17 protein-coding genes are annotated in these 20,401 nt (G+C 42.0%); 4 read left to right on the top strand and 13 right to left on the bottom strand.

The window, feature by feature from the left end:
• Positions 1 to 64: 64 nt before the first annotated feature.
• Genes M1G14_RS03740 through M1G14_RS03720 form a run of 5 tightly spaced genes read right to left on the bottom strand, consistent with a single transcriptional unit; the run spans position 65 to position 4,241 of the window.
• Positions 65 to 688, bottom strand: a complete 624-nt coding sequence (locus tag M1G14_RS03740; RefSeq protein ID WP_003009934.1) for an endonuclease III domain-containing protein — start codon at positions 686 to 688, stop codon at positions 65 to 67.
• A complete protein-coding gene (locus tag M1G14_RS03735) occupies positions 685 to 2,205 on the bottom strand; it encodes an ABC transporter permease/substrate-binding protein (RefSeq protein WP_247926298.1) in 1,521 nt (506 codons plus the stop codon). Before M1G14_RS03735 ends, M1G14_RS03740 begins: the two co-directional genes overlap by 4 nt.
• Entirely contained in the window at positions 2,198 to 2,926 is a 729-nt protein-coding gene (locus M1G14_RS03730) for an ATP-binding cassette domain-containing protein (RefSeq protein ID WP_045759036.1), read from the bottom strand. Before M1G14_RS03730 ends, M1G14_RS03735 begins: the two co-directional genes overlap by 8 nt.
• Complete coding sequence (locus M1G14_RS03725) at positions 2,919 to 3,773, bottom strand: SDR family oxidoreductase (protein WP_247926297.1); 855 nt, start codon at positions 3,771 to 3,773, stop codon at positions 2,919 to 2,921. The genes M1G14_RS03730 and M1G14_RS03725 overlap by 8 nt, the downstream gene beginning before the upstream one ends.
• 18 nt (positions 3,774 to 3,791) lie before the next feature.
• Positions 3,792 to 4,241: a MarR family winged helix-turn-helix transcriptional regulator gene (locus M1G14_RS03720; protein WP_024054888.1), complete on the bottom strand. Its 450-nt coding sequence runs from the start codon at positions 4,239 to 4,241 to the stop codon at positions 3,792 to 3,794.
• Between the two features lie 290 nt (positions 4,242 to 4,531).
• On the opposite strand from M1G14_RS03720, the gene cbiM reads away from it, so the two are divergent.
• The 3 genes from cbiM to M1G14_RS03705 are packed head-to-tail and all read left to right on the top strand — an operon-like array spanning position 4,532 to position 7,034.
• Entirely contained in the window at positions 4,532 to 5,515 is a 984-nt protein-coding gene (gene cbiM / locus M1G14_RS03715) for a cobalt transporter CbiM (protein ID WP_021154344.1), read from the top strand.
• The gene (locus tag M1G14_RS03710) at positions 5,508 to 6,296 is read left to right on the top strand and encodes an energy-coupling factor transporter transmembrane component T (RefSeq protein WP_021154343.1); all 789 of its coding nucleotides are present in this window, start codon (positions 5,508 to 5,510) and stop codon (positions 6,294 to 6,296) included. The genes cbiM and M1G14_RS03710 overlap by 8 nt, the downstream gene beginning before the upstream one ends.
• A 12-nt stretch (positions 6,297 to 6,308) precedes the next feature.
• The gene (locus M1G14_RS03705; protein WP_247926296.1) at positions 6,309 to 7,034 is read left to right on the top strand and encodes an energy-coupling factor ABC transporter ATP-binding protein; all 726 of its coding nucleotides are present in this window, start codon (positions 6,309 to 6,311) and stop codon (positions 7,032 to 7,034) included.
• A 54-nt stretch (positions 7,035 to 7,088) separates the two neighbouring features.
• Here the strand turns inward: M1G14_RS03705 and M1G14_RS03700 are convergent, their stop codons facing one another.
• The 5 genes from M1G14_RS03700 to M1G14_RS03680 all read right to left on the bottom strand — a co-directional run bounded on the left by M1G14_RS03700 (position 7,089) and on the right by M1G14_RS03680 (position 14,263).
• Complete coding sequence (locus M1G14_RS03700; RefSeq protein ID WP_061591276.1) at positions 7,089 to 7,502, bottom strand: YjdF family protein; 414 nt, start codon at positions 7,500 to 7,502, stop codon at positions 7,089 to 7,091.
• Between the two features lie 141 nt (positions 7,503 to 7,643).
• The gene (locus M1G14_RS03695; RefSeq protein ID WP_061591275.1) at positions 7,644 to 8,876 is read right to left on the bottom strand and encodes an acyl-CoA thioesterase/BAAT N-terminal domain-containing protein; all 1,233 of its coding nucleotides are present in this window, start codon (positions 8,874 to 8,876) and stop codon (positions 7,644 to 7,646) included.
• Positions 8,877 to 8,933: 57 nt separating this feature from the next.
• Complete coding sequence (locus tag M1G14_RS03690; RefSeq protein ID WP_061591274.1) at positions 8,934 to 9,389, bottom strand: MarR family transcriptional regulator; 456 nt, start codon at positions 9,387 to 9,389, stop codon at positions 8,934 to 8,936.
• A 182-nt stretch (positions 9,390 to 9,571) separates the two neighbouring features.
• Positions 9,572 to 12,073 carry a leucine--tRNA ligase gene (leuS, locus tag M1G14_RS03685; RefSeq protein ID WP_247926295.1) on the bottom strand — a complete coding sequence of 834 codons (2,502 nt, stop codon included), beginning with the start codon at positions 12,071 to 12,073 and terminating at the stop codon, positions 9,572 to 9,574.
• A gap of 270 nt (positions 12,074 to 12,343) precedes the next feature.
• Positions 12,344 to 14,263: a peptide ABC transporter substrate-binding protein gene (locus M1G14_RS03680; protein WP_247926317.1), complete on the bottom strand. Its 1,920-nt coding sequence runs from the start codon at positions 14,261 to 14,263 to the stop codon at positions 12,344 to 12,346.
• 212 nt (positions 14,264 to 14,475) lie between these two features.
• Here M1G14_RS03680 and M1G14_RS03675 point away from each other — a divergent pair, with 212 nt between their 5' ends.
• Positions 14,476 to 15,798, top strand: a complete 1,323-nt coding sequence (locus tag M1G14_RS03675; RefSeq protein ID WP_024055054.1) for a DUF1958 domain-containing protein — start codon at positions 14,476 to 14,478, stop codon at positions 15,796 to 15,798.
• 315 nt (positions 15,799 to 16,113) lie between these two features.
• On the opposite strand, the gene M1G14_RS03670 is transcribed toward M1G14_RS03675, so the two are convergent.
• Genes M1G14_RS03670 through M1G14_RS03660 form a run of 3 tightly spaced genes read right to left on the bottom strand, consistent with a single transcriptional unit; the run spans position 16,114 to position 20,342 of the window.
• On the bottom strand, positions 16,114 to 17,205 hold the full coding sequence (locus M1G14_RS03670) for a glycerol dehydrogenase (protein WP_247926294.1): 1,092 nt from the start codon (positions 17,203 to 17,205) through the stop codon (positions 16,114 to 16,116).
• A 14-nt stretch (positions 17,206 to 17,219) separates the two neighbouring features.
• Positions 17,220 to 17,888: a fructose-6-phosphate aldolase gene (locus M1G14_RS03665; RefSeq protein WP_049486453.1), complete on the bottom strand. Its 669-nt coding sequence runs from the start codon at positions 17,886 to 17,888 to the stop codon at positions 17,220 to 17,222.
• Positions 17,889 to 17,903: 15 nt separating this feature from the next.
• Complete coding sequence (locus M1G14_RS03660) at positions 17,904 to 20,342, bottom strand: glycyl radical protein (protein ID WP_023027619.1); 2,439 nt, start codon at positions 20,340 to 20,342, stop codon at positions 17,904 to 17,906.
• Positions 20,343 to 20,401: the final 59 nt, after the last annotated feature.

The following is a 20,401-nucleotide window of genomic DNA, read 5'->3' as shown; positions in this document are numbered from 1 at the left end:
ACTTTAGGTTAGTACAAAATCAGTTTCTTTTGTGGAGTCAAAGGACTACTGTCCTAGGCTCTTTTTATCGTAACCAACTTTCGTCTAACTGGCCTTTACTTTTACCAAAAGCTTTCCCATGTTCATCAATGACAGCATGAATCTCTTGGCATTGTTTGAGAGTGAGGCCTTCCAAGACGTTACCGTAAACAGCATGCATGTCATTATAGGTATCAAAGTTTCCAAATCCTAAGCGTCGAAAAAGTCTTCTCGCATATTCATCCGAAATAAAAACGGGACGATCAAAAAGATAAAGTAAAAGTGCATCTGCAGTCTCTGGACCAATCCCTTTTAACTCCAACAGTAGCTTCCGTAAATCTTCTGTTCCAATTCTGGCAAGAAACTCAAAACCACCAACTTCTCTTAACCAGGTCAGAAGTCCCCTAATCGTTTGTGACTTTTGCTTGAAAAATCCGGCAGGTCGAATACGTTCCTGTAACTCTTCTAGCGGTAAAGCCAGGATACCCTCTACTGTCATGACATCCATTAGACCAGCTAAAGCCAACTTAGCATTCTTCTCTGTTGTTCGCTGGATCAGAATGGTCGATACCAAATCTTCAATCTTGTTATCCGATTGCCACCAATTTTGTTCTCCATAGTGCTTGCAGAGTCGCAAAAGAGTTTCTTGTATTTCTTCTTGCTTAATCATTTCTTCAATAGTCCTTGTTTTACCAAAAACTCACGTGCGACTTTAGCAGCAGGTTTTCCTTCTACTCCCACTTGGTAGTTCATCTGACTCATTTGGCTCTCTGTGATTTTGCCAGCCAACTTGTTCAGAATGCCTTCCAATTCTGGATGTTTCTTAAGAAGAGCTTCTTTCATGAGGGGTGCTCCTTGGTAAGGTGGGAAGAGGTGTTGGTCATCCTCTAGAACAACTAAATTATATTGAGCAATTTCTGGGTCTGTTGAATAGGCATCTGTTATTTGAATATTGCCTTGTTGGATTGCCTCATAGCGAAGTGCCGGCTCCATGGTAGCCACATTAAGATTTAGTCCATAAACTGATTGAAGTCCTTTGTTTCCGTCCTCACGGTCGTTAAATTCCAACGTGAAACCAGCTTTGAGCTTGTCCTGAACTTTCTTGAGATCAGAAATCGTCTTCAGATTATACTCTTTCGCAATACTTTTCGGAACAGCAATCGCATAGGTGTTTTGATAAGCCATCGGTTTGAGTAAAGCTAGATGATCTTGTTTCTTTATACCATCACGCGCAACCTCGAAAACTTCTTTGGAGTCGTTGCTGACTTTAGGAGCTGGTTGCAAGAGAGAGCTTGTAATGGTCCCTGTAAATTCTGGATAGATATCGATATCACCCTTTTTAAGCGCTTGATAAAGGAAATCTGTCTTCCCAAAGTTAGGCTTAACGGTCACCGTCATGTCACTATTTTCCTCAATGAGAAGTTTGTACATATTCATGAGAATTTCAGGCTCAGGCCCCAATTTCCCAGCTATGACTAGGTTTTCTTTTTCTTTCTGAGGAATCATGCTTGGAGCATAACTCGCTCCCAAACCAAGGAGCATCACCGCAAAGGCCGCAACAATCGTACGCAACTTGGCCTTTTCCAACCATTTGAGAATAACATTAAATAGAATGGCCAAAATGGCTGATGAGATTGCGCCGATTAAAATGAGACTAGCATTTCGACGATCAATCCCCAAAAGGATAAAGGAGCCCAATCCACCAGCTCCAACAAGAGCGGCTAAAGTCGCTGTCCCAATGATCATAACGGTTGCTGTACGAACCCCTGATACAATAACAGGCATGGCCAGTGGAATTTCAAACTTCTTGAGTCGCTCCCACTTGGTCATTCCAAAAGCAATCCCTGCCTCCTCAAGACTAGGATCAATGCCGTTCAAGGCTGTGATTGTATTTTCCAAAATCGGGAAAATAGCATAAATGACTAGAGCTGTAAGGGCCGGTAAGGTTCCAATCCCCATGAAAGGAATAAAGAGCCCCAACAAAGCCATTGAGGGAATGGTCTGGAAGATACCCGCAACTTGTAGCACCCAATTCGCCACTTTTTTGTGACTATTTAGATAAACCGCAAGTGGGATGGTCAGAAAAATAGCAACCAATAAGGTCAAAAGAGACAATTGCAAGTGTTGCCCAAGGGCTGTTAACCATTCCCCAAAACGATCTTGAAAAGTTGTAAGTAGTTTAGACATGGTGAGCACCTCCAAACAAATCTGCGACAAAGTCTGTCGCAGGCGCTTGTAAAATTGTTTCAGGGTCTGCCACCTGGCGGATTTCTCCATCCTGCAACACTGCAATTTGATCCCCTAATTTTAAGGCCTCATCCGTATCATGGGTAACGAAGATGGTGGTCATACCAAACTCTTTGTGCAATTTTTTAGTCAAAGCCTGCAACTGCTTACGGGAGATGGCATCCAAGGCTGAAAAAGGCTCGTCCATCAATAGAATCTTTGGTTCCCCAATGATAGCCCGCACAATACCAATCCGCTGTTGCTCGCCACCAGATAACTCGCTTGGTAAACGATGAGCATAATCTGCAGCAGGTAGCCCCACCTTGGCCAAGAGTTCTTCTGTTTTAGAAGCAATTTGTTCTTTAGTCCAGCCCTTCATCTCAGGAATGAGAGCAATATTTTCAGCAACGGTCAAGTTTGGAAATAGGGCAATGGCTTGAAGGACATAGCCGGTACTGAGACGTAACTCCCGTTCGTCATATTCTTTGATGCGTTTCCCATCCATATAGATATTGCCATCCGTCGGCTCCAAGAGACGGTTCACCATCTTGATCATGGTGGTCTTTCCAGATCCTGAAGGTCCCACAAGAACCATAAATTCTCCATTTTCAATGCGGAGATTGACATCTTTCAAAATGTCCTTTTCCGTGTAGCGCAAGGCTACATGTTTGTATTCAATCATATTTTTCCTCAATAAGTTTTCTGTCTCTAAGAATATCCAATAAGCTACTTGCTGGATACCCTAGGACTTTTTCGACATCTGTTGAAACCCCAGCTTGTTCTCCAGCTTTAATCGCTGTATAGGTACTGACCCAGGCATCATACTCCCAAGTTTGTGCTGGCCATTTTTTCCGTGACTCATAGGCTTCTTCTACTGATTCATCTACATACGCGATGGTTTTACCGCTCTCTTTTGAGAGAAGCGCTACGATTTCTTCCATGGAAAGATCCTCTGGCCCTGTCAAATTCAAGGTTTGATTTTCCCATTTCTTAGCATGTAAAAGAATCTCTGCTGCAACACTAGATGTGTCCTTACGGGCAACTGCTGAAACCTTCCCACTTCCTGCTGGACCACGAATCTCTCCATTTTCAAGCGCCATATCAATCAAGAAGTCCAAGTAAAAATTATCTCTCAAAAAAGTGTAGGTGAACCCCAACTCCTTGATATAGGCTTCCGTCTGGGCATGATCTCGAGACAATGTAAAAGTTGCCTTCTCATCTGCCCCATAAAAGGAGGTACAAACAATATGCTGCACCCCAGCAAGCTTTGCGGCATCTAAAAGACTCGTGTGTTCCTCAACACGCTCTGGATTTTCCCGAGCAGAGACCATCAATAAGACATCGACCCCCTTCAAGGCCTCAACCACTTTTGGAGTATTGGTATACACTATTTTACGGATTTCCGCAGACGCGTAGACTTTTGCACGCTCTGGGCTTCTTGCCAGATGGATAGAAGCAATTCCTTTTTTATCGACAAGATCAGCCACATAAGAGCCTAATTTCCCTGTTACACCTGTTATTCCAATCATAACTGTTTCTTCCTTTCCCTAGATGTCATTTTCTTTAGCTTTTAAATTGTCAATAATACGCTCTTGATAGGCTTCAAATTCTCGGATCTCTTGATCCGAAAAGCCTTGGTAGAAAATCTCACCCAACTCTTTACTAACGCGGTCTCCAATTTCTTTTTGCGCCCAACCGAGATCTGTCAAAGAAATATATTTTTTCCTTTTATCCTGCGTACAAGGTTGAATCGTAACCAAGCCTTGTTCTTCCAGTTTCTTAACCATGCTGGTCAATGTATTATTGGCTAGGCCCGTCGCAAGAGCGATATCGGTCGCAGTAGCGCACCCCAAGTCTTGCTTCCACAAAATCGTTAAAATTTTCCCCTGTTCACTTCGGTATTGGGCATCTGGTTCCTTGCTCAAGAGTTTTTGAAAAAGTCGCCCGTCTAATAAGCGTATCTGTAAAGCTTGGTAGCCCCCTAACATCTTGTCCATTTTGTCTCCTTTTTATTTCTATATCGAAATATCAAAATCATTCTACCACTGCTTGTTACATCTGTCAACTATTTCGATATGGAACCAATAATTTTATCCAAATTCACCTTAAAAAAGCCTTTCTAGCCCTTCAAACTAGTTTTTTCTTCTTCTTTCTACTAATTTCTTTTAGCAAGATAGCCCTCTTTCTAGCATGTGTAACAAATGTTGGACTCGTTTTGTAACGACACCTGATTTTATAATGTGGTAATCTGTTAACGAAAATAATTCATACTAACGGAGAATTTGTTATGCATATACCAGATAATTACCTTAGTCCTGCAAGTTGTGCGGTTTTAGCGGTTGCTGCTGCACCTGTTATTGTCTTATCTGTCAAAAAAGTCAAGGTGCAATTAAAAGAAAATAAAGAGCTGGCTCCGATGCTTGGGATCGCTGCTTCTTTGTCCTTCTTATTAATGATGTTTAATGTTCCTGTCCCTGGCGGAACGACCGCTCACGCTGTCGGAGGAACCCTTCTTGCCATTCTCATAGGTCCCTATGCAGCCTCTCTGGCGCTGACAGTCGCCTTACTGCTACAGGCCTTCTTATTTGGGGATGGAGGTATTCTCGCTCTTGGGGCCAATATTTTCAACATGGCCATTGTGATGCCTTTCGTTGGTTATGCTATTTATAGCTTGTTCCGCAAGCACCATCAGGAAACGCTTGGCGTCATTGTCGGCTCTTATCTTTCGATCAATGCTGCAGCCTTCTTAGCTGGTGTTGAATTGGGCTTGCAACCACTCATCGCTTCAGAAGCTGGTCAGCCGCTCTATAACCCTTATGGATTGAGTATTACCGTACCTGCCATGTTGGGAGCTCACCTCCTTGTAGCAGGTTGGGTCGAAGCCTTCTTCACCTTTGTGATTTACCGTTTTGTCAAACAAGTCGCTCCTACAGAGTTGTACACACCAAGTTCAGTCAATACAACTTCATTCGTTAAAAAAATTCGCTGGGTGCTCCTTGCTTTGATCGTCCTCAGCCCACTTGGACTTCTCGCAGATGGGACAGCCTTTGGTGAATGGTCTGCTGAAGAATTGGGTAGCCTGCTTCATGGCAAAGTTCCAACAGGGATCAAAAATGGATTCTCATTTGATGCCTTGTTTAGTGATTACACCATTCCTGGAACTAAAATTGCGATCGGCTATATTCTCTCAGCCGTGACAGCCGTCCTTATCTTCTATATCATCAGTAAAATCATTCGATCAATGAACGGAGAAAAAACTTCTCATGCGTAAACTCCCTGACTGGCTTCATCAAGAGCAAGCAACTCTTGAAGCATCCAAAAGCCATCACTATTTACAAATGAATCTTCAAACATTGCGCCACTTTCTTGGCAAAATGAAACAAACGACGCCCGCATTCAAGGCCAAAACTTCGTCTTGGATGCGACTCGTTTCCTTTTTAATTCTAGCCATTCTCATTACGACTGCCCACCATCCCATCCAACTGTGGTTGATTGGTATCCTTTTGTTAATGCACATTGCCATGCTTCCTGGAGAGGTCCTACTCCACCTCTTTAAGGTCCTGTTCAAGGTGCTGCTGATTTCCACAATTGTGATATTACCTAGCATCTTATTTCAAGGATTTCAAAATGGAGGGCTCTTTTTGCTACGTGCAGGGATGATTGTCCTCAATATTTCTCTCTTTTTAGCCACTACCGCAAGCATCCAACTGGTTGAGGCCCTAAGGCAGCTACATGTCCCCAAGACCTTTGTCCAGACCATTGATATTACGCTGAAATATAGTTATATTTTGGGAAAACACCTTCACCAACAAATTGAGTGCGTCCAACTCCGGACCGTTGGTCAAAAAGTGAACCTCCATCTCTTTGGCTCTCTTCTGGGTCTCCTGTATCTATCAACGAAGAACCATACCAAAGAGGTCTACGAGGCCATGTTGCTGAGAGGCTACGGTATGGATACAAAGCGCAAAGAAGCCTTCCACTGGAAGAAGGAAGACGTCTTTTTCCTATTGGAATTGGCGGTTCTCACGACCTTCACGACCTTACTTGGCTAGAAAGGAAGCCCTATGATTACCATTCAGGATGGAAATTACCACTATACCGAAGAAACTGGTGTCCACGATATTCAACTCCAGATTCAAAAAGGGGAAACCGTGGGCTTGATGGGCCCAAACGGAGCTGGAAAATCGACCCTCTTTAAAATTCTGGTTGGGCTCTTGCCCCTGTCTTCTGGTCAGTACCACTTCAAGGATTGGACCATTGACAAAGACTTCTTGAAAGATCCCCATCGTGCTGGGCAAATCTTCCAGCAGGTTGGACTCATTTTTCAAAACAGCGATACCCAATTGTTCAATACAAGCGTCTATGATGAACTGGCTTTTGGCCCACGTCAATTAGGCTTAGACGAGTCCGAAGTCGAACAACGCGTTAAGGATACGCTCGGTCTTCTAGAGATTGAACACCTAAGAGATCGCATTCCCTACCATCTTTCTGGTGGCGAAAAGAAGCTAGTCGCTATCGCCAGTGTACTCACCATGAATCCTAGTCTCTTGCTCTTTGACGAGCCCTTTAACGGCCTCTCCCCCAAATACCAGAAGCTGATTGTCGCCTTGTTGCAAGAACTCCAAACAGCAGGAAAAACGATTGTTATTTCCTCCCACCATTTCGAGCAAATCGCTCCGATTGTGGAACGGGTTCTGCTCTTTTCTGAAGAGCACACTATTACAGGAAGCTACAATCGAGCTGATTGGGAAAATCATCCAGATATTCAACAATCGTTTTCAACATGTTAAAAAGCCTCGGTAGGGTTCTTCCTACCGAAGCTTTTTTGATGAGAGAGATAAGGGTTAATGTCCTTTACGCTTCTCCCTTCGTTTTTGCTGTTTGCGTTCAAATTTCTCTTGTTTGAGCAATTGCTTTTGGACACTAGATTGATGTTTTGAAATCTTTTTCCTTTCCTCATACTGCAACTGCAATAGTTCTTTCGACTTGGAAGAAATTTTCTTCTTTACTTGTTTCTTCACAGCTCGCTGTAATCGTTTAGGATTCTTGATTTTTACATGTTGCTTAACTGTAGCTTCTGGACTAAAAGATAAATGAGTAAACTGAGTCTGTAAGATCTCTAAAATTTCATCATCTTTTGGCTCCTGACCAAATGTCACACGACAAACTTGATAAGTTTCTCGATACACTTGTTCGAACAAACCATGCCAAAATCCATCTTCAAAATAAACTGTCAATCCAATTGAAATTGTTTCCACGACAGCACCTCCTTAAATCTATCCCTAAGAATGGACAACCAAGGAGGAAGGTTACTGATAGGCTTGCCTACGTCTGGACTACCAACCAGAACTGTGTTTTTATCTTAGTTGGGACTATTATAGCATATTTATAATCTTATGTTATTGCTTCTTCAAATGCCTATCAAAAAAATGAATCGTAGCCAACCAAGAATCCTCACTCTCTTTCATCAATAAACGCCAATCTTTTCGATAGCGATGATTGGGTTGATAAGCCACTGTCAACATGTGACCTATTTCATGGTATTTTTTAAATGTAATGTGGTGGCCTTTATAATGTGAGACAATATTGGCTATTGCTGACGAGGCATCCCATATTTCATCAACAGTACTTCCGAGCAATAAGATTGGCGAAGAGAGTCTACTAATGTCTATCCTAGCAGAGCGATCTTTAGGGATAGGTTTTCTAAAAAGTTTGCTAAACAGATAATCTCTCAGTCGAAACTTTTGATAGGTAAGTTCCTTTTGCAAATACGTCCAAGAAGAAGTATGGGAGTTCCATTTCCCTTTTATCCCTTCATACACCACATCAGAGGGTGAATTTAGTACCAAACATTGAACGTCATTAAAAATGTTCTCCTCAGCTAAAACTAACTCTGCTCCCTTAGAACGTCCATAGATTCCAATTCTTTCACTATCTACTTGATGATGCTGACGTAGATAATCCTTTGCTTCCACAAGGCACTCTAAAGGAATACGTTCCAAATGTTTTGGCAACCCCTCTAAACCAAAGTAGGCAACTGCTAGGCAAATATAACCTCTAGAAGATAGAAGCTGAGCTATATTCTGTGCCTTTTCAATCCTTCCTTCACTACCGCTCACAATAATCAATGCTGGTGCTTTTATTGCCTTTTGATCATAAAAGAGTCTCCCTTGAAAATGTTTCCCGTAAATATCTTGATGACTAATTTGCAAACTCATGTAATGTCTTGTGAAAGTTCTCTCTGCGACGACAGTATTACCTTGTATAATTTTGATTTCCACAAAAAAGTGATCTAATAAGGGAATTTTAGAAAGAGAGTTTGGAAGTTTCTTTTTCCTATTGGTCAAGGGCTTAGCATTAAAGAATAACCCCATTGTTGCAATATCTTCATAAGAGCCAGAACAAGATGGAGTTTGTGAAATATCAATAATACCATTCTTATCTGATACAAAAGTCGCTGTTGATTTCCATAAAACATTATGAGCTAAAAGCATAGGAGCATTGATACAATAATAATCAGTTAGGTACATCTCGACTCGATATGTTTCTCTTGGTTTTAAGCCATTGATGACAATATTAAAAGATTCGTCTGCTAACTCAGACTCTGAGATCAGTTCAATTTGTATATTCATATCTTCCTCTTTTTTGTTAATGTGATTAACAATGTAGTTTTAAAATTACCGTGATTTTTACCACGGTAATTCTCGCCATACCTGTTCAACATCATCCATCAGTTTCATAACCATTTGAAGGTCCTCATCACTATAGTTTCTTAAAACTGAAAAAATGGCTTTTTCAATATGTTCTTGCTGCTCTTTATGGATGTTAAAAACTTCAACCCCTTTTTTGGATAATATCAGATATTTATTTTTTTCATTATCCTGTACAAATTCAAAAGTAACGAGGTCTTTCTTGGTTAAACGTCTAACACTCTGAGTAATAGCGCTCCTTGATACTTCAAGTAACTCAGATAATTTCACTAGATTCACAGGCTGATTCCGACCTATTAGATCAATCAAATGGACTTCATTAATAGTGATTGATTTATCAATACTATTCCTATGCTGATCCTTTTTCAACCGTTCAAAGTCTAAAATAAAGCTGTTAAAACGATTATTAAACTTATGCAGTTCTTTCTTATTCATAGCTTCCTTCTTTTTGTTAATGATATTAACAAAATATCGTTTTCTTGTCAAGAAGAGTCAAAAATCCTCCAGAACTTAGCTCTGAAGGACTTTTAAATTTATTTCGTTACGATATTTACAAGCTTGGTTGGCTCAAACAGTTTGGGAAACTGTTTGAGGTTGGAAATCAGCAAATAAATTGGTTATTTTACAACAATATTAACCAATTTATTTGGTACCGCAATCACTTTCACAATTTCTTTGCCATCAATCTCTGTCTTGACTTTTTCGTCAGCTAGCGCGACTTCTTGCAATTCTTCACGAGAAAGGTCTTTAGCGACCATGAGTTTGGCACGGACTTTTCCTTTGATTTGAACGACGATTTCAATTTCGTCTTCAATCAATTTGCTTTCGTCCCATGTTGGCCAAGCTACGTAAGAGATTGACTCACCTGTTGCTGCGACTGTTTGCCAGAGTTCTTCTGCCAAGTGAGGGGAAAATGGGGCGATCAATTGGATGAAGCCTTTGGCGTAATCCACATAGAGTTTATCTTCCTTGTTAGCAGCATTGACAAAGACCATGAGTTGGGCAATGGCTGTGTTGAATTTCATAGACTCAATTTGCTCAGTAACAGATTTAACCGTTTCGTTATAAACCTTGTCAAGAGCGCCATTGTTTTCCGCAACGATTTCTTTACTTGTGATCAAACGGTAAACACGGTCGAGGAATTTACGGCTTCCTTCTAGACCTTCTTCAGACCAAGCGATTGAAGCATCAAGTGGTCCCATGAACATTTCATAGACACGAAGGGTATCGGCACCGTATTGTTCCACCACATCGTCTGGGTTGACCACGTTCTTGAGGGATTTCGACATCTTGGCTGGTGCTTGCTCCAATTCTTCCCCTGTTTCCATGTGGAAGAAGGAACCGTCACGTTTTTCAACCTTGTCAGTTGCTACAAGAGCACCACGGTGGTCACGGTAGCTGGTTCCCAAGATCATTCCTTGGTTAAAGAGTTTTTGGAATGGCTCTTTAGTCGGTACAACACCAAGGTCATAGAGGAATTTATGCCAGAAACGAGCGTAAAGCAAGTGAAGTACGGCATGTTCTGCACCACCCACATAGATATCCACTGGCAACCATTGTTTGAGGAGATCCTCATCAGCCAATTTTTCTGTGTTATGTGGATCGATATAGCGGAGGTAGTACCAGCTTGAACCTGCCCATTGTGGCATCGTATTGGTCTCACGACGACCTTTGACGCCATCTTCACGCGTCACTTCCAGCCAGTCGGTCAAGTTAGCTAGTGGGCTTTCACCAGTACCTGAAGGGCGGATGTCCTTGGTGACTGGCAAGACAAGTGGCAAGTCACTTTCTGGAACGGCTGTTGAAGTGCCATCTTCCCAATGAATGATTGGGATTGGTTCACCCCAGTAACGTTGACGGCTAAAGAGCCAGTCACGGAGACGGTAGGTAACTTTTTCTTGACCGAAGCCTTTTTCTTCCAACCAAGCCACGATTTTAGCAATTGCTTCTTCTTTGTTAAGACCGTTCAAGAAGTCTGAGTTGACGTGAAGGCCATCTTCTGTGTAAGCAGCTTCTGCTACATTTCCACCTTCCAACACTTCTACAATTGGAAGTCCGAATTGTTTAGCAAATTCCCAGTCACGTTGGTCGTGAGCTGGAACAGCCATTACCGCACCTGTACCATAGCTAGCAAGAACGTAGTCCGCAATCCAGATTGGAATTTCTTTACCGTTGACAGGGTTGATAGCATAAGCACCAGTCCAAACCCCTGTTTTTTCCTTAGCAAGGTCTGTACGAGCCAAGTCTGATTTAAGGCTGGCTTGGTGTTTGTAGTCCGCTACAGCTTGGGCCTGTTCTGGACTTGTGATAGCATCTACCAAGTCATGCTCAGGAGCCAAAACAGTGAAGGTCGCACCAAAAAGGGTGTCAGGACGAGTGGTAAAGACTGTGAATTCCTTGTCTGTCCCTTTTACCTTGAAAGTGACATTGGCACCAGTTGATTTACCAATCCAGTTGCGTTGCATGTCCTTGATAGACTCTGGCCAGTCAAGGTCATCCAAGTCATTGAGCAAGCGCTCTGCATAGGCAGTGATTTTAAGCATCCATTGGCGCATTGGTTTACGGACAACTGGATAGCCACCACGCTCAGAGGTTCCATCTGGAAGTACTTCTTCGTTGGCGATAGCTGTTCCCAATTCTTCCACCCAGTTGACTGGCACTTCTGCTTCATAAGCCAAACCTTTTTCATAAAGCTTAGTGAAGATCCATTGCGTCCATTTGTAGTAGTTTGGATCTGTTGTGTTGACTTCACGGTCCCAGTCGTATGAGAAGCCAAGCGCATTGATTTGGCGTTTGAAGTTAGCAATGTTTTCTGCCGTGAATTCCGCTGGGTCATTTCCTGTATCCATAGCGTATTGCTCTGCAGGCAAACCAAAAGCATCCCAGCCCATTGGGTGAAGGACGTTGTAGCCTTGTGCACGTTTGAAACGGCTGAGGATATCAGTCGCTGTGTAGCCTTCTGGGTGTCCTACGTGAAGACCCGCTCCAGATGGGTAAGGGAACATGTCAAGCGCATAAAACTTAGGTTTTGAGGCATCTGTTCCTGTCTTAAAAGTGTGATGGTCAGCCCAGTATTTTTGCCACTTAGGCTCGATTTCTTTATGATCGTAAAAACTCATAGCGTCTCTCCAATTTTCGTGATGCTCCTATTATACCATTTTTAGGCGATTTTTAAAGGTTCCGGCAAAGAAAAAGAGACTGGGCAAAAACTGTCCAGCCTTCGATGCTTGATAGAAATAACAGTATGACGCAGTGGTTGATTGGCATCTTTGTTCGCTTTTTAAGCTCCAAAGATGACCTAATCAACTGTGTGGGGGTGGGAAAACGAACTCTTTTCATCCAGTCCGAGTTCTTTCCCACTCCCCCTTCCTGTTTTCGCTAAGAAAAGTCTATTTCACATGCTTTTCAAGTTCTTCTTGCGCTTTTTTATTGGATTTTTCTTTTTCTTTCTTCCATTGTTCACGCGCTTTGTCGTAGTCTTTCGCCGCTACGACCTTGTCTTGAACTTCTAAATACTTATAGTTAAAGGTTTGACCCTTGTGGCCGGTCCAAGCAAAGGCTGCAGAGTATGGTACAGTCTTACGAACGACTGGAGAAGCTCCATCCGAATGAATCGGAATCAAGAGGGCACTATCGGTCAACCAAGCTTGAGCCGCAGCATATTTTTCATAACGCTTGTTGACATCTGTGTTTTCTTTTTGAGCGTCTTCAATTAATTGATTGTACTCATCAAAGCCAGCTGCTTTTGCCGCCGCATTATCCGTACCAGCATCGAATCCAAAGTAAGAATTGGCATTTTCACCAGATTTACCACTGGTGATGTCGATGTAAGAAGATGGGTCCGTATAGTCTGGTCCCCAGCCCAAGTTATTGTTTAGATCCCAGTCTTGTTGGGAAGCATTTTCAGCAAAGTAAGTCACTCGTTGAAGATCATCCTCAGAAACCATATTCAGATCGATGACAATATTTTCTGCTCCCAATGTAGATTCAATCGACTGTTTGAAGGATTGGGCTTGTTTGATTCCTTCCGTATAAGTCGAAGAAGTTGGAAGGTCTAAATGAATTGGGAATTCAACTCCTTGAGACTGCAATTCTGCCTTAGCTTTGGCAAACTCTTCTTTGGCCTTGCTTGGATTGTAGAGGGTGTCTTTTCCATCTGCGACAGAGACCCCTTTCCATTCATCCCCATAAGCTTCTAAATCTTTTTCTACTGCATCACCAAATTGTTTGCCATCGATTTGGACAAAGTTTGGTGGCGTAAAGGTATTACGGATCACCTTATTGGCACCCGCTTCCCCGTTAGTTTGCGCTACATAAGCCTTGCGGTTGAAGGCAAACATAATAGCTTGACGGAAGTCCTTGTTCAAGATTGCTTTCTTGGTAGAGGCCTTTTGAGCATCCGTGGTCTTCTTTGTGATTTCATAGGCCTGACGGTCAATGTTGAAGGAAAGGTTATAGGTTGAGGAACCTTGGTCAGTATAGACGATGTCGTCCTTATGCTTCTTCTCTACACTCTTATAGTTGGAACCATTTGGGAAAACACAGGCAACTGTATAGTCACCGTTATCAAATCCACGGATCAGAGACTCGGAGTCTTGACCATCATAATAGGTCAGTTTGACTTTACTGATCTTGACATTTTCCGCATCCCAGTAGGTTGGATTTTTTTCTAATATCGCAGAAGATTTCGAAGTAATGGATTTGATCAAATAAGGTCCGCAGTAGAGGATACTAGACGGAGAGGTTCCTTGACCGTAATCATCTCCCTTGGATTTCAAGAATTCTTCGTTGACCGGCATCAGGATCCCCATCGTGGTCTTAGAATTCCAGAAGCTTTCAGGCTGGCTCAAGGTATATTGAACGGTATAATCATCAATGGCTTTGATACCAACAGTTGAGAAATCAGATGTTTTCCCTGATACATAATCATCCAAGCCTTTGACAGATTTTTGGACCAAGTAAATCGCTTGTGATTTCTTGTCTGCCGCGTGTTTGAGGCCTGTGACAAAGTCTTTGGCTTTGACTTCTCCATATTCTTCCCCTTCAGAAGTCATCCATTTGACCCCTTTACGGAGTTTATAAGTATAGGTCAAGCCATCCTTGGAAACAGTCCAGTCTTTAGCAAGCGATGGGATCAAGTTCCCGTACTTGTCCACTTCCAACAAGCCATCTATCGCATTTCCTGTAAACTCGGAAGTCGATTTTTTATTAGAAATCGAGTAGTCTAAGGTATCTGGATCCTGGGTATAGACATAGCTATAGGTCTGACCACCAGAGCTACTAGATTTCCCTCCTGAGCAGGCTGCCAGTACACCAGCTGATAACTGGTAGCTAAGAGTACCTTCCCTTTGTTCATATAAATCACCTCATTGTAAAAAATGTTATACTCAATTTAAATTATAGCACTTTCTAGGGAAATGTAAACGCTTTTACTGTGAAATTATTCTATTTCTTCTTTATTTTTTCAATTTCTTCTTTTTCTAGAATTTTTTCAAGTTGAATCCCTGGCCTGTATGATATAATGGAATCTATGAATTATAGGAGACATTTACACAAACGACTAAAACACAGCCTCTTGTCCCTCCTTGTAGGAGTCTTGGCATTTGGCACTATTTCCACTGCTTTTGCGGACGACATCTACCAGCAAGAAGATGTCATGAAAATCGCAGCTGATGCTGGACTGGTATTGGATGATTTTTACAAGCCTAAGGCTGATATCGTCATCGACGCCAATACTGGAGCTATTTTGTACGGAGACAATATCGACACGGTCCGGGACTCAGGAAGCATGGCCAAGCTCATGAGTGCCTATGTTGTCTTTCGGGCCCTCAAAGAAGGCAAGATCAAGTACGATACCGTGGTCACAGCAACAGAGGCAGACCAAGCCATCTCAGAAAACAACCTTTTAAGTAATTCACCTATTGTAGCTGGTGTAGACTACAAGGTATCGGAATTGATCAAGATGCTCTTTGTTCCATCTTCCAGTGCGGCCGTGATTATGCTCGCCAACGCCGTCACTGACAATGATCCCGATAAGTTTTTGGACTTAATGAATCAGTACGCACAAGAAATGGGGATGAGTCATACTAAATGGCACAATCCAAATGGGGCGATGATCTCGGTCCTTCAGGGCTACTACAATCCTCAGCGCTACGATGTCAATGCGAATAACGAAATCACAGCGCGGGACATGTCTATTCTGGCTTATCACATCGTAAACGACCTGCCAGAAATGTTGGAATACACCAAGCAAGCTCACACTACGATCATGGAAGGAACTCCCTACGAGCAAAGCTACGATAACTACAATACTTCCCTCGAAGGTGGAAAATTCGCCCTTAAAGGAACAGATGGACTAAAAACTGGATCCAGCCCAACTGCTGACTACAACTACACCGCGACAACCAAGCGGGGTAAACAGCGGATTATCGAAGTCATTTTGGGGGTTGGAAACTACGATGTCGAGATCGCCGAAAGTTACCGCAATCAGATCGGGAATACCTTGGCTGAGAAAATGTTCGCAGACTACCAGTATAAAAAAATCCTTTCTGCAGGCGATCATACCATCGACGGGAAGACAATTCACTTGAAGCAAGACTTCTATGCGACCGTTAAGAAGGGGACGAAGCCAGCCCTTAAACTAGAAGACAACCGCCTAGTCGTTCAGAACGGCTTGCAACAGGTATCTCCAAGCATTAAACCGGGAGTGGCTGTAAGTGAGTCTAAAGCAACGACCTCTAGCAGTAAAAGCAAGGGACTCGATGTCATGTGGCTCTTCTGCTTCCTGCCTGCCGGAATTTTATACCTGATCTTTAAACAAACCGATCCAAAAAGAAGAAAATAGAAAAAGAACTCCCATTACCATAAGGTATGGGAGTTCTTGGTTTGTCGACAAAGCCATCTTAGAAACTTTCCTTAGGTGAGTACGGACGTCAGCGAACTTCGAAGAAGTTCCATGACTTAGTTTTGAGCCTAAGGTCTCAAAACTCCCGAGTGCCTGAAACAATTGTTTTCAGGCACTTTTCTCACGGCGGAAAGTTCCTAAGTATTTTTTAATGAGCCTTAAAAAGTATCTAATTTTAATTTTTTAGGCATCCATTAGTTTGTTTGATGTAAAAAATCAGTTTGTCTACATTATCTGTGAATGACAGATATTGATTTAGTCTAAACCTTGAACATAGGCATCTACTGCTACGATGGCTTGGGCAATATCAGAAGCCTTCACTTCAAATGGCATTTGATGGATGGTTTCTCCTTCGATGGTGGCTTGTTGACCAACTTTGAGAAGATCTTCATAACTTGCAGTTTCAAGATTCATTTCTTTCAGAGTCGTTGGCATACCGATTTGTTGATAGAAACGAATGTATTTGTTCAATTCTTCCTTCGGACGGTTTTCCAAGAACAATTGAACCAAGGTTCCATAGGCTACTTTTTCACCATGAGTCAAATGGTGGATGTCCCCAGTAAGGGCAGTAAAGCCATTATGGATGGCATGGGCAGCTGCTAATCCCCCACTTTCAAATCCAATCCCACTGAGAAGGGTATTAGCTTCAATAATGTTTTCAAGAGCAGGGGTTACGACTTTGGCTTCACAAGCAGCCATGGCTTGAAGACCGTCTGCAAATAAGGTTTCTTCACAACGTTGTGCAATGGCGACACCCGCTAAGGTTTGTCGTTGACCCAACATGGTTTTTCCATTGGCTTGCATTACCGCACGCGCTTCGACCCAAGTCGCTAATCCATCTGCGATTCCAGAAGCGAGCAAACGTTTTGGTGCTTGAGAGATGACTTTGCTATCCACCAAGACCAATTCTGGGTTTTTAGAATAAAAAATATAGCGAGCAAAGGCACCTTCATCCGTGTAGATAACTGACAAAGCGGAAACGGGAGCATCTGTAGAGGCAATGGTAGGAGCAATCACAACTGGTGATTTTAAAAGATCGGCAATAGCTTTCGCACTATCGATGGTCTTTCCTCCACCAAGTCCAATGACCAAATCACAGCCATTTTCTTCTGCCAAACTAACCACACGATTGATTTCGTTATCAGAAGCTTCTCCATTAAAGAAGACTGGCAAGACTGTAAATCCATACCGAAGGAGATATTTTTCAAATCGTTCTCCTACGATTTCATAGACTACTGAGTCGCATAGTAATACAGGATGACTCCCCAGTTCTAAAATAGGTTTTGCATTTTCAAATAAGGCATTTTCCCCTTGAATGTAACGTGACGGACTTGCAAAATTTCTCATATACTCCTCCTTTATCAAATTATATTCTGATGATGAATAGCTGACCAATCATTTGCAAAATCATTCACCGCTTTTTCAATTGACGGCATTCCAAAAGCCGCTTCAAAGACATCAGCCCCAGCAGTGATGGCTTGTGCCCCTTCTTTGAATGCTCGATTGACTTGACCGACATTCTTAAAGGATGCTGCTAGAATTTTGCTTGATGATTGATTTTTTTCGATTGAATCTGCCAATTGTGCTATTACCTGTGCTGAATCAATATTCAAGTTCTCCATTCGATTATAATAGGGAGCAAGGTAATCTGCGCCTGCTTCAATAGCCAAAAGACCTTGAAATACAGTATAAATTGCGGTTGCAGTAATTTTATAACCTTCTGATTTTAATGTTTTGATAGCTGCCAACCCCTCAGGAGTAACCGGAACTTTAATAAAAACATTTCCGCCACATTCTTGTCGAATTTTCGCAGCATCTTTTAAAATACCGTCATAATCTTTCGCAACAACTTGCACATGGATAGAAGGAGCTTCACCAATGATCTCCCGAACCTCATGAATCCGTTTAAAGAAATCGATTTCTCCTTCTTTTTTGGCAATTGTTGGGTTAGAGGTTACCCCAGCAAGAGGTAACACTCGAGCCCATTTTTTTATTTCATTTATATTTAAAGTATCAAGCATAAATTCCATATACATACCTCTTTACTATAGAGTATGCTCTGTCCGTCCAATAATATCATCTTGTGTAGCTCTTGATAGTACATTGAAGAAAGCTGAGTAGCCTGCAACACGTACAATTAAGTCACGGTGTTTTTCCGGATGTTTTTGAGCATCTAATAACGTTTCTCTAGAAACCACATTATATTGAATATGGTATCCATGTAGACGATTAAAGAACGTACGGAGTAAAGCAATAAGTTTTAATTTATCTTCTTCTTTGGCTAAAGTTTGTGGGTTTACTTTTTGGTTCAGTAAAACACCACCAACTATTTCATCTGTTGGCAATTTAGAAACTGATTTTAGAACAGATGTTGGGCCATGTTGGTCCATATTGTGGGATGGAGAGCATCCTTCTGCTAGTGGAGTTCCAGCATTACGACCGTCCGGAGTAGCTAATGTTCCACGACCTTGTCCTACATTGGCTGAAATAGAAGATGTACCTGAGTAACGGATACCACCGATTGGCCCACGTCCATAGCGAGTATTTGGATATTTAGCAATTTCATCCACATAAATATCGTATGCTTCTCGAACTAAGCTGTCTGCATAGTCATCATCGTTTCCATACTTCGGTGCATCATGGATAAGCATCTCTTGGATTTCTTTTCCACGTTCGCCCTCGTAATCGGTTTCCAGAGCATGCCATAGCTCTTGTGGTGTTAAGCGCCCTTCTTCAAATACCAGTTTCTTGATCGCTGCAAGCGAATCGGATAAGTTTGCAATACCCACTTGTAAACCAGAAATATAATCGTAGACAGCCCCACCTTCTTTTAGGTGTTTTCCACGTCCAATACAGTCATCTGTCAAAGCTGAACAGAGGATATCTGGCACTTCTCTTTCAAGAGATAGGTCGATAGAGTTTTCTACGATCACACTCATGCGGGTTAAGTGGCGTAAGGTCTTGTCCCATGCTGTTTGCAATTCATCGAAGCTCTTCATGTCTTTAAAATGACCAAAGCTTGGTGCAAAGCGCTTGCCAGAAGCAGGATCGATTCCGTCATTCATCGTAATGAGCAAAACTTTAGGGAAGTTCATATAACTCATACCTGTACAGCGATATCCCCACTTACCTGGAACAGCTGTTTCTACACAACCAATTGCACTGTAATCATAAGCATCTTCTTCAAGCACGCCTTTTGAAATAAAGGATGGAATAATGATCTCATCATTATTGAAAGCAGGCATACCGAATCCGAGCTTCATAACTTCAATACATTCGTTCATGAAGCGGGCATCCAAACCAGCATGGTAACGAACAGTTAAGTTTGGTTGAGGAAGGTGAGTTTGAGCAACAGACTTCAACACTAAATAAGACAATGGGTTAACAGCGTCTTTCTTATCACGCGTTTGACCACCAATCGTAACATTTTGATAAAGCGGACTACCTGCAGATGAGAAGGTATGTGCTTGACTACGTACTTTGTTAATTGTAATAGTCTTAATCCAAAGGTTGGTCAAGCGTTCAACAATACTCTCTTCAGTTTCCCGTCCACTTTCCAAATCAGCTTTAACGTATGGATACATATATTGGTCAAAACGGCCATATGAAAGTGAGTGTCCATTTGATTCAATCTGAAGAATACATTGGATAAACCAAACAGACTGAACAGCCTCTGCAAATGTACTTGCAGGCTCGTATGGAACTTTTGAGCAAATCTCTGCAATTTCAAGCAATTCCTTCTTACGTTCAGGAGTTGCTGTCTCAGCAAGTTGTTTAGCAAGTTCAACAAATCGTTGAGCATAGGTCTTAACAGCATCAACTACGATAAAGATAGAATCGTAAAAATGGTACTTATCAATGCTAGCTGGATCCGTTAGATCTAGGGCTGCTTTAGCTTGGCGGGCTCTTTCTTCAAAACCTTTCAAGCCATATTGCAATAATTTTTGATAATTGACTGCTAAGTGGGCATCTCCTGAATTCATCTTCCCTTCCATACCGAAGAATCCTGTTTCCATATAGACAGATACTTCTTCAGGTAGAAGAGCTCCAGCTCTTGCACGTAAGTTATTATTTTCCCAGAACGGTGCGATACTACGGAGCTGCTCTTTCGTTTCTTCCGTAATATAGAAGACGTCACCATCCCGCTTTTCAAAAAGATCCAATTCCTTCAGAACGAACTCTAAAGTATATTCTGGGAAGATCGGAGCATCTTTATTAGAGGATGCTTGGTTTCCAGCAATCATGGATTCATCCTCAATATAGATTGTCATATTTTCAAGAATCTCTTTCAACATATAGGCACGTTTAAGAACATTTGGTTGTTCCTTATAACGATCATATGCCTTAGTTGCAAGAACGGCACGTTCAGCGTCGATATAAGGCTTCTTGTTTAAGACATCTTCACGATACTTATTCATGCGTTCAGTGAGGCTTCCAAAATATTCTGTTTTAATGCTTGTACTTGCTACTTCTACTTGTTTCATTTTTTCAAAACCTTTCTTTTGAAATTATTTTGTTTTCTTTCGTAACTATAGTAGCATTA

It is taken from the genome of Streptococcus parasanguinis (assembly GCF_023109675.1).
Taxonomy (GTDB): domain Bacteria; phylum Bacillota; class Bacilli; order Lactobacillales; family Streptococcaceae; genus Streptococcus; species Streptococcus parasanguinis_I.
The sequence above is the reverse complement of the archived record's forward strand: the minus strand, read 5'-3'. Positions and strand labels throughout refer to the sequence as shown.

What these genes read in the sequence shown, in the direction of transcription:
- cbiM (WP_021154344.1), top strand. Translation starts at nt 4,532, where the DNA reads ATGCATATACCAGATAATTACCTTAGTCCTGCAAGTTGTGCGGTTTTA.
- M1G14_RS03730 (WP_045759036.1), bottom strand. Translation starts at nt 2,926, where the DNA reads ATGATTGAATACAAACATGTAGCCTTGCGCTACACGGAAAAGGACATT.
- M1G14_RS03660 (WP_023027619.1), bottom strand. Translation starts at nt 20,342, where the DNA reads ATGAAACAAGTAGAAGTAGCAAGTACAAGCATTAAAACAGAATATTTT.
- M1G14_RS03720 (WP_024054888.1), bottom strand. Translation starts at nt 4,241, where the DNA reads ATGGACAAGATGTTAGGGGGCTACCAAGCTTTACAGATACGCTTATTA.
- M1G14_RS03690 (WP_061591274.1), bottom strand. Translation starts at nt 9,389, where the DNA reads ATGAATAAGAAAGAACTGCATAAGTTTAATAATCGTTTTAACAGCTTT.
- M1G14_RS03695 (WP_061591275.1), bottom strand. Translation starts at nt 8,876, where the DNA reads ATGAATATACAAATTGAACTGATCTCAGAGTCTGAGTTAGCAGACGAA.
- leuS (WP_247926295.1), bottom strand. Translation starts at nt 12,073, where the DNA reads ATGAGTTTTTACGATCATAAAGAAATCGAGCCTAAGTGGCAAAAATAC.
- M1G14_RS03725 (WP_247926297.1), bottom strand. Translation starts at nt 3,773, where the DNA reads ATGATTGGAATAACAGGTGTAACAGGGAAATTAGGCTCTTATGTGGCT.
- M1G14_RS03735 (WP_247926298.1), bottom strand. Translation starts at nt 2,205, where the DNA reads ATGTCTAAACTACTTACAACTTTTCAAGATCGTTTTGGGGAATGGTTA.
- M1G14_RS03670 (WP_247926294.1), bottom strand. Translation starts at nt 17,205, where the DNA reads ATGAGAAATTTTGCAAGTCCGTCACGTTACATTCAAGGGGAAAATGCC.
- M1G14_RS03665 (WP_049486453.1), bottom strand. Translation starts at nt 17,888, where the DNA reads ATGGAATTTATGCTTGATACTTTAAATATAAATGAAATAAAAAAATGG.
- M1G14_RS03675 (WP_024055054.1), top strand. Translation starts at nt 14,476, where the DNA reads ATGGAATCTATGAATTATAGGAGACATTTACACAAACGACTAAAACAC.
- M1G14_RS03705 (WP_247926296.1), top strand. Translation starts at nt 6,309, where the DNA reads ATGATTACCATTCAGGATGGAAATTACCACTATACCGAAGAAACTGGT.
- M1G14_RS03740 (WP_003009934.1), bottom strand. Translation starts at nt 688, where the DNA reads ATGATTAAGCAAGAAGAAATACAAGAAACTCTTTTGCGACTCTGCAAG.
- M1G14_RS03710 (WP_021154343.1), top strand. Translation starts at nt 5,508, where the DNA reads ATGCGTAAACTCCCTGACTGGCTTCATCAAGAGCAAGCAACTCTTGAA.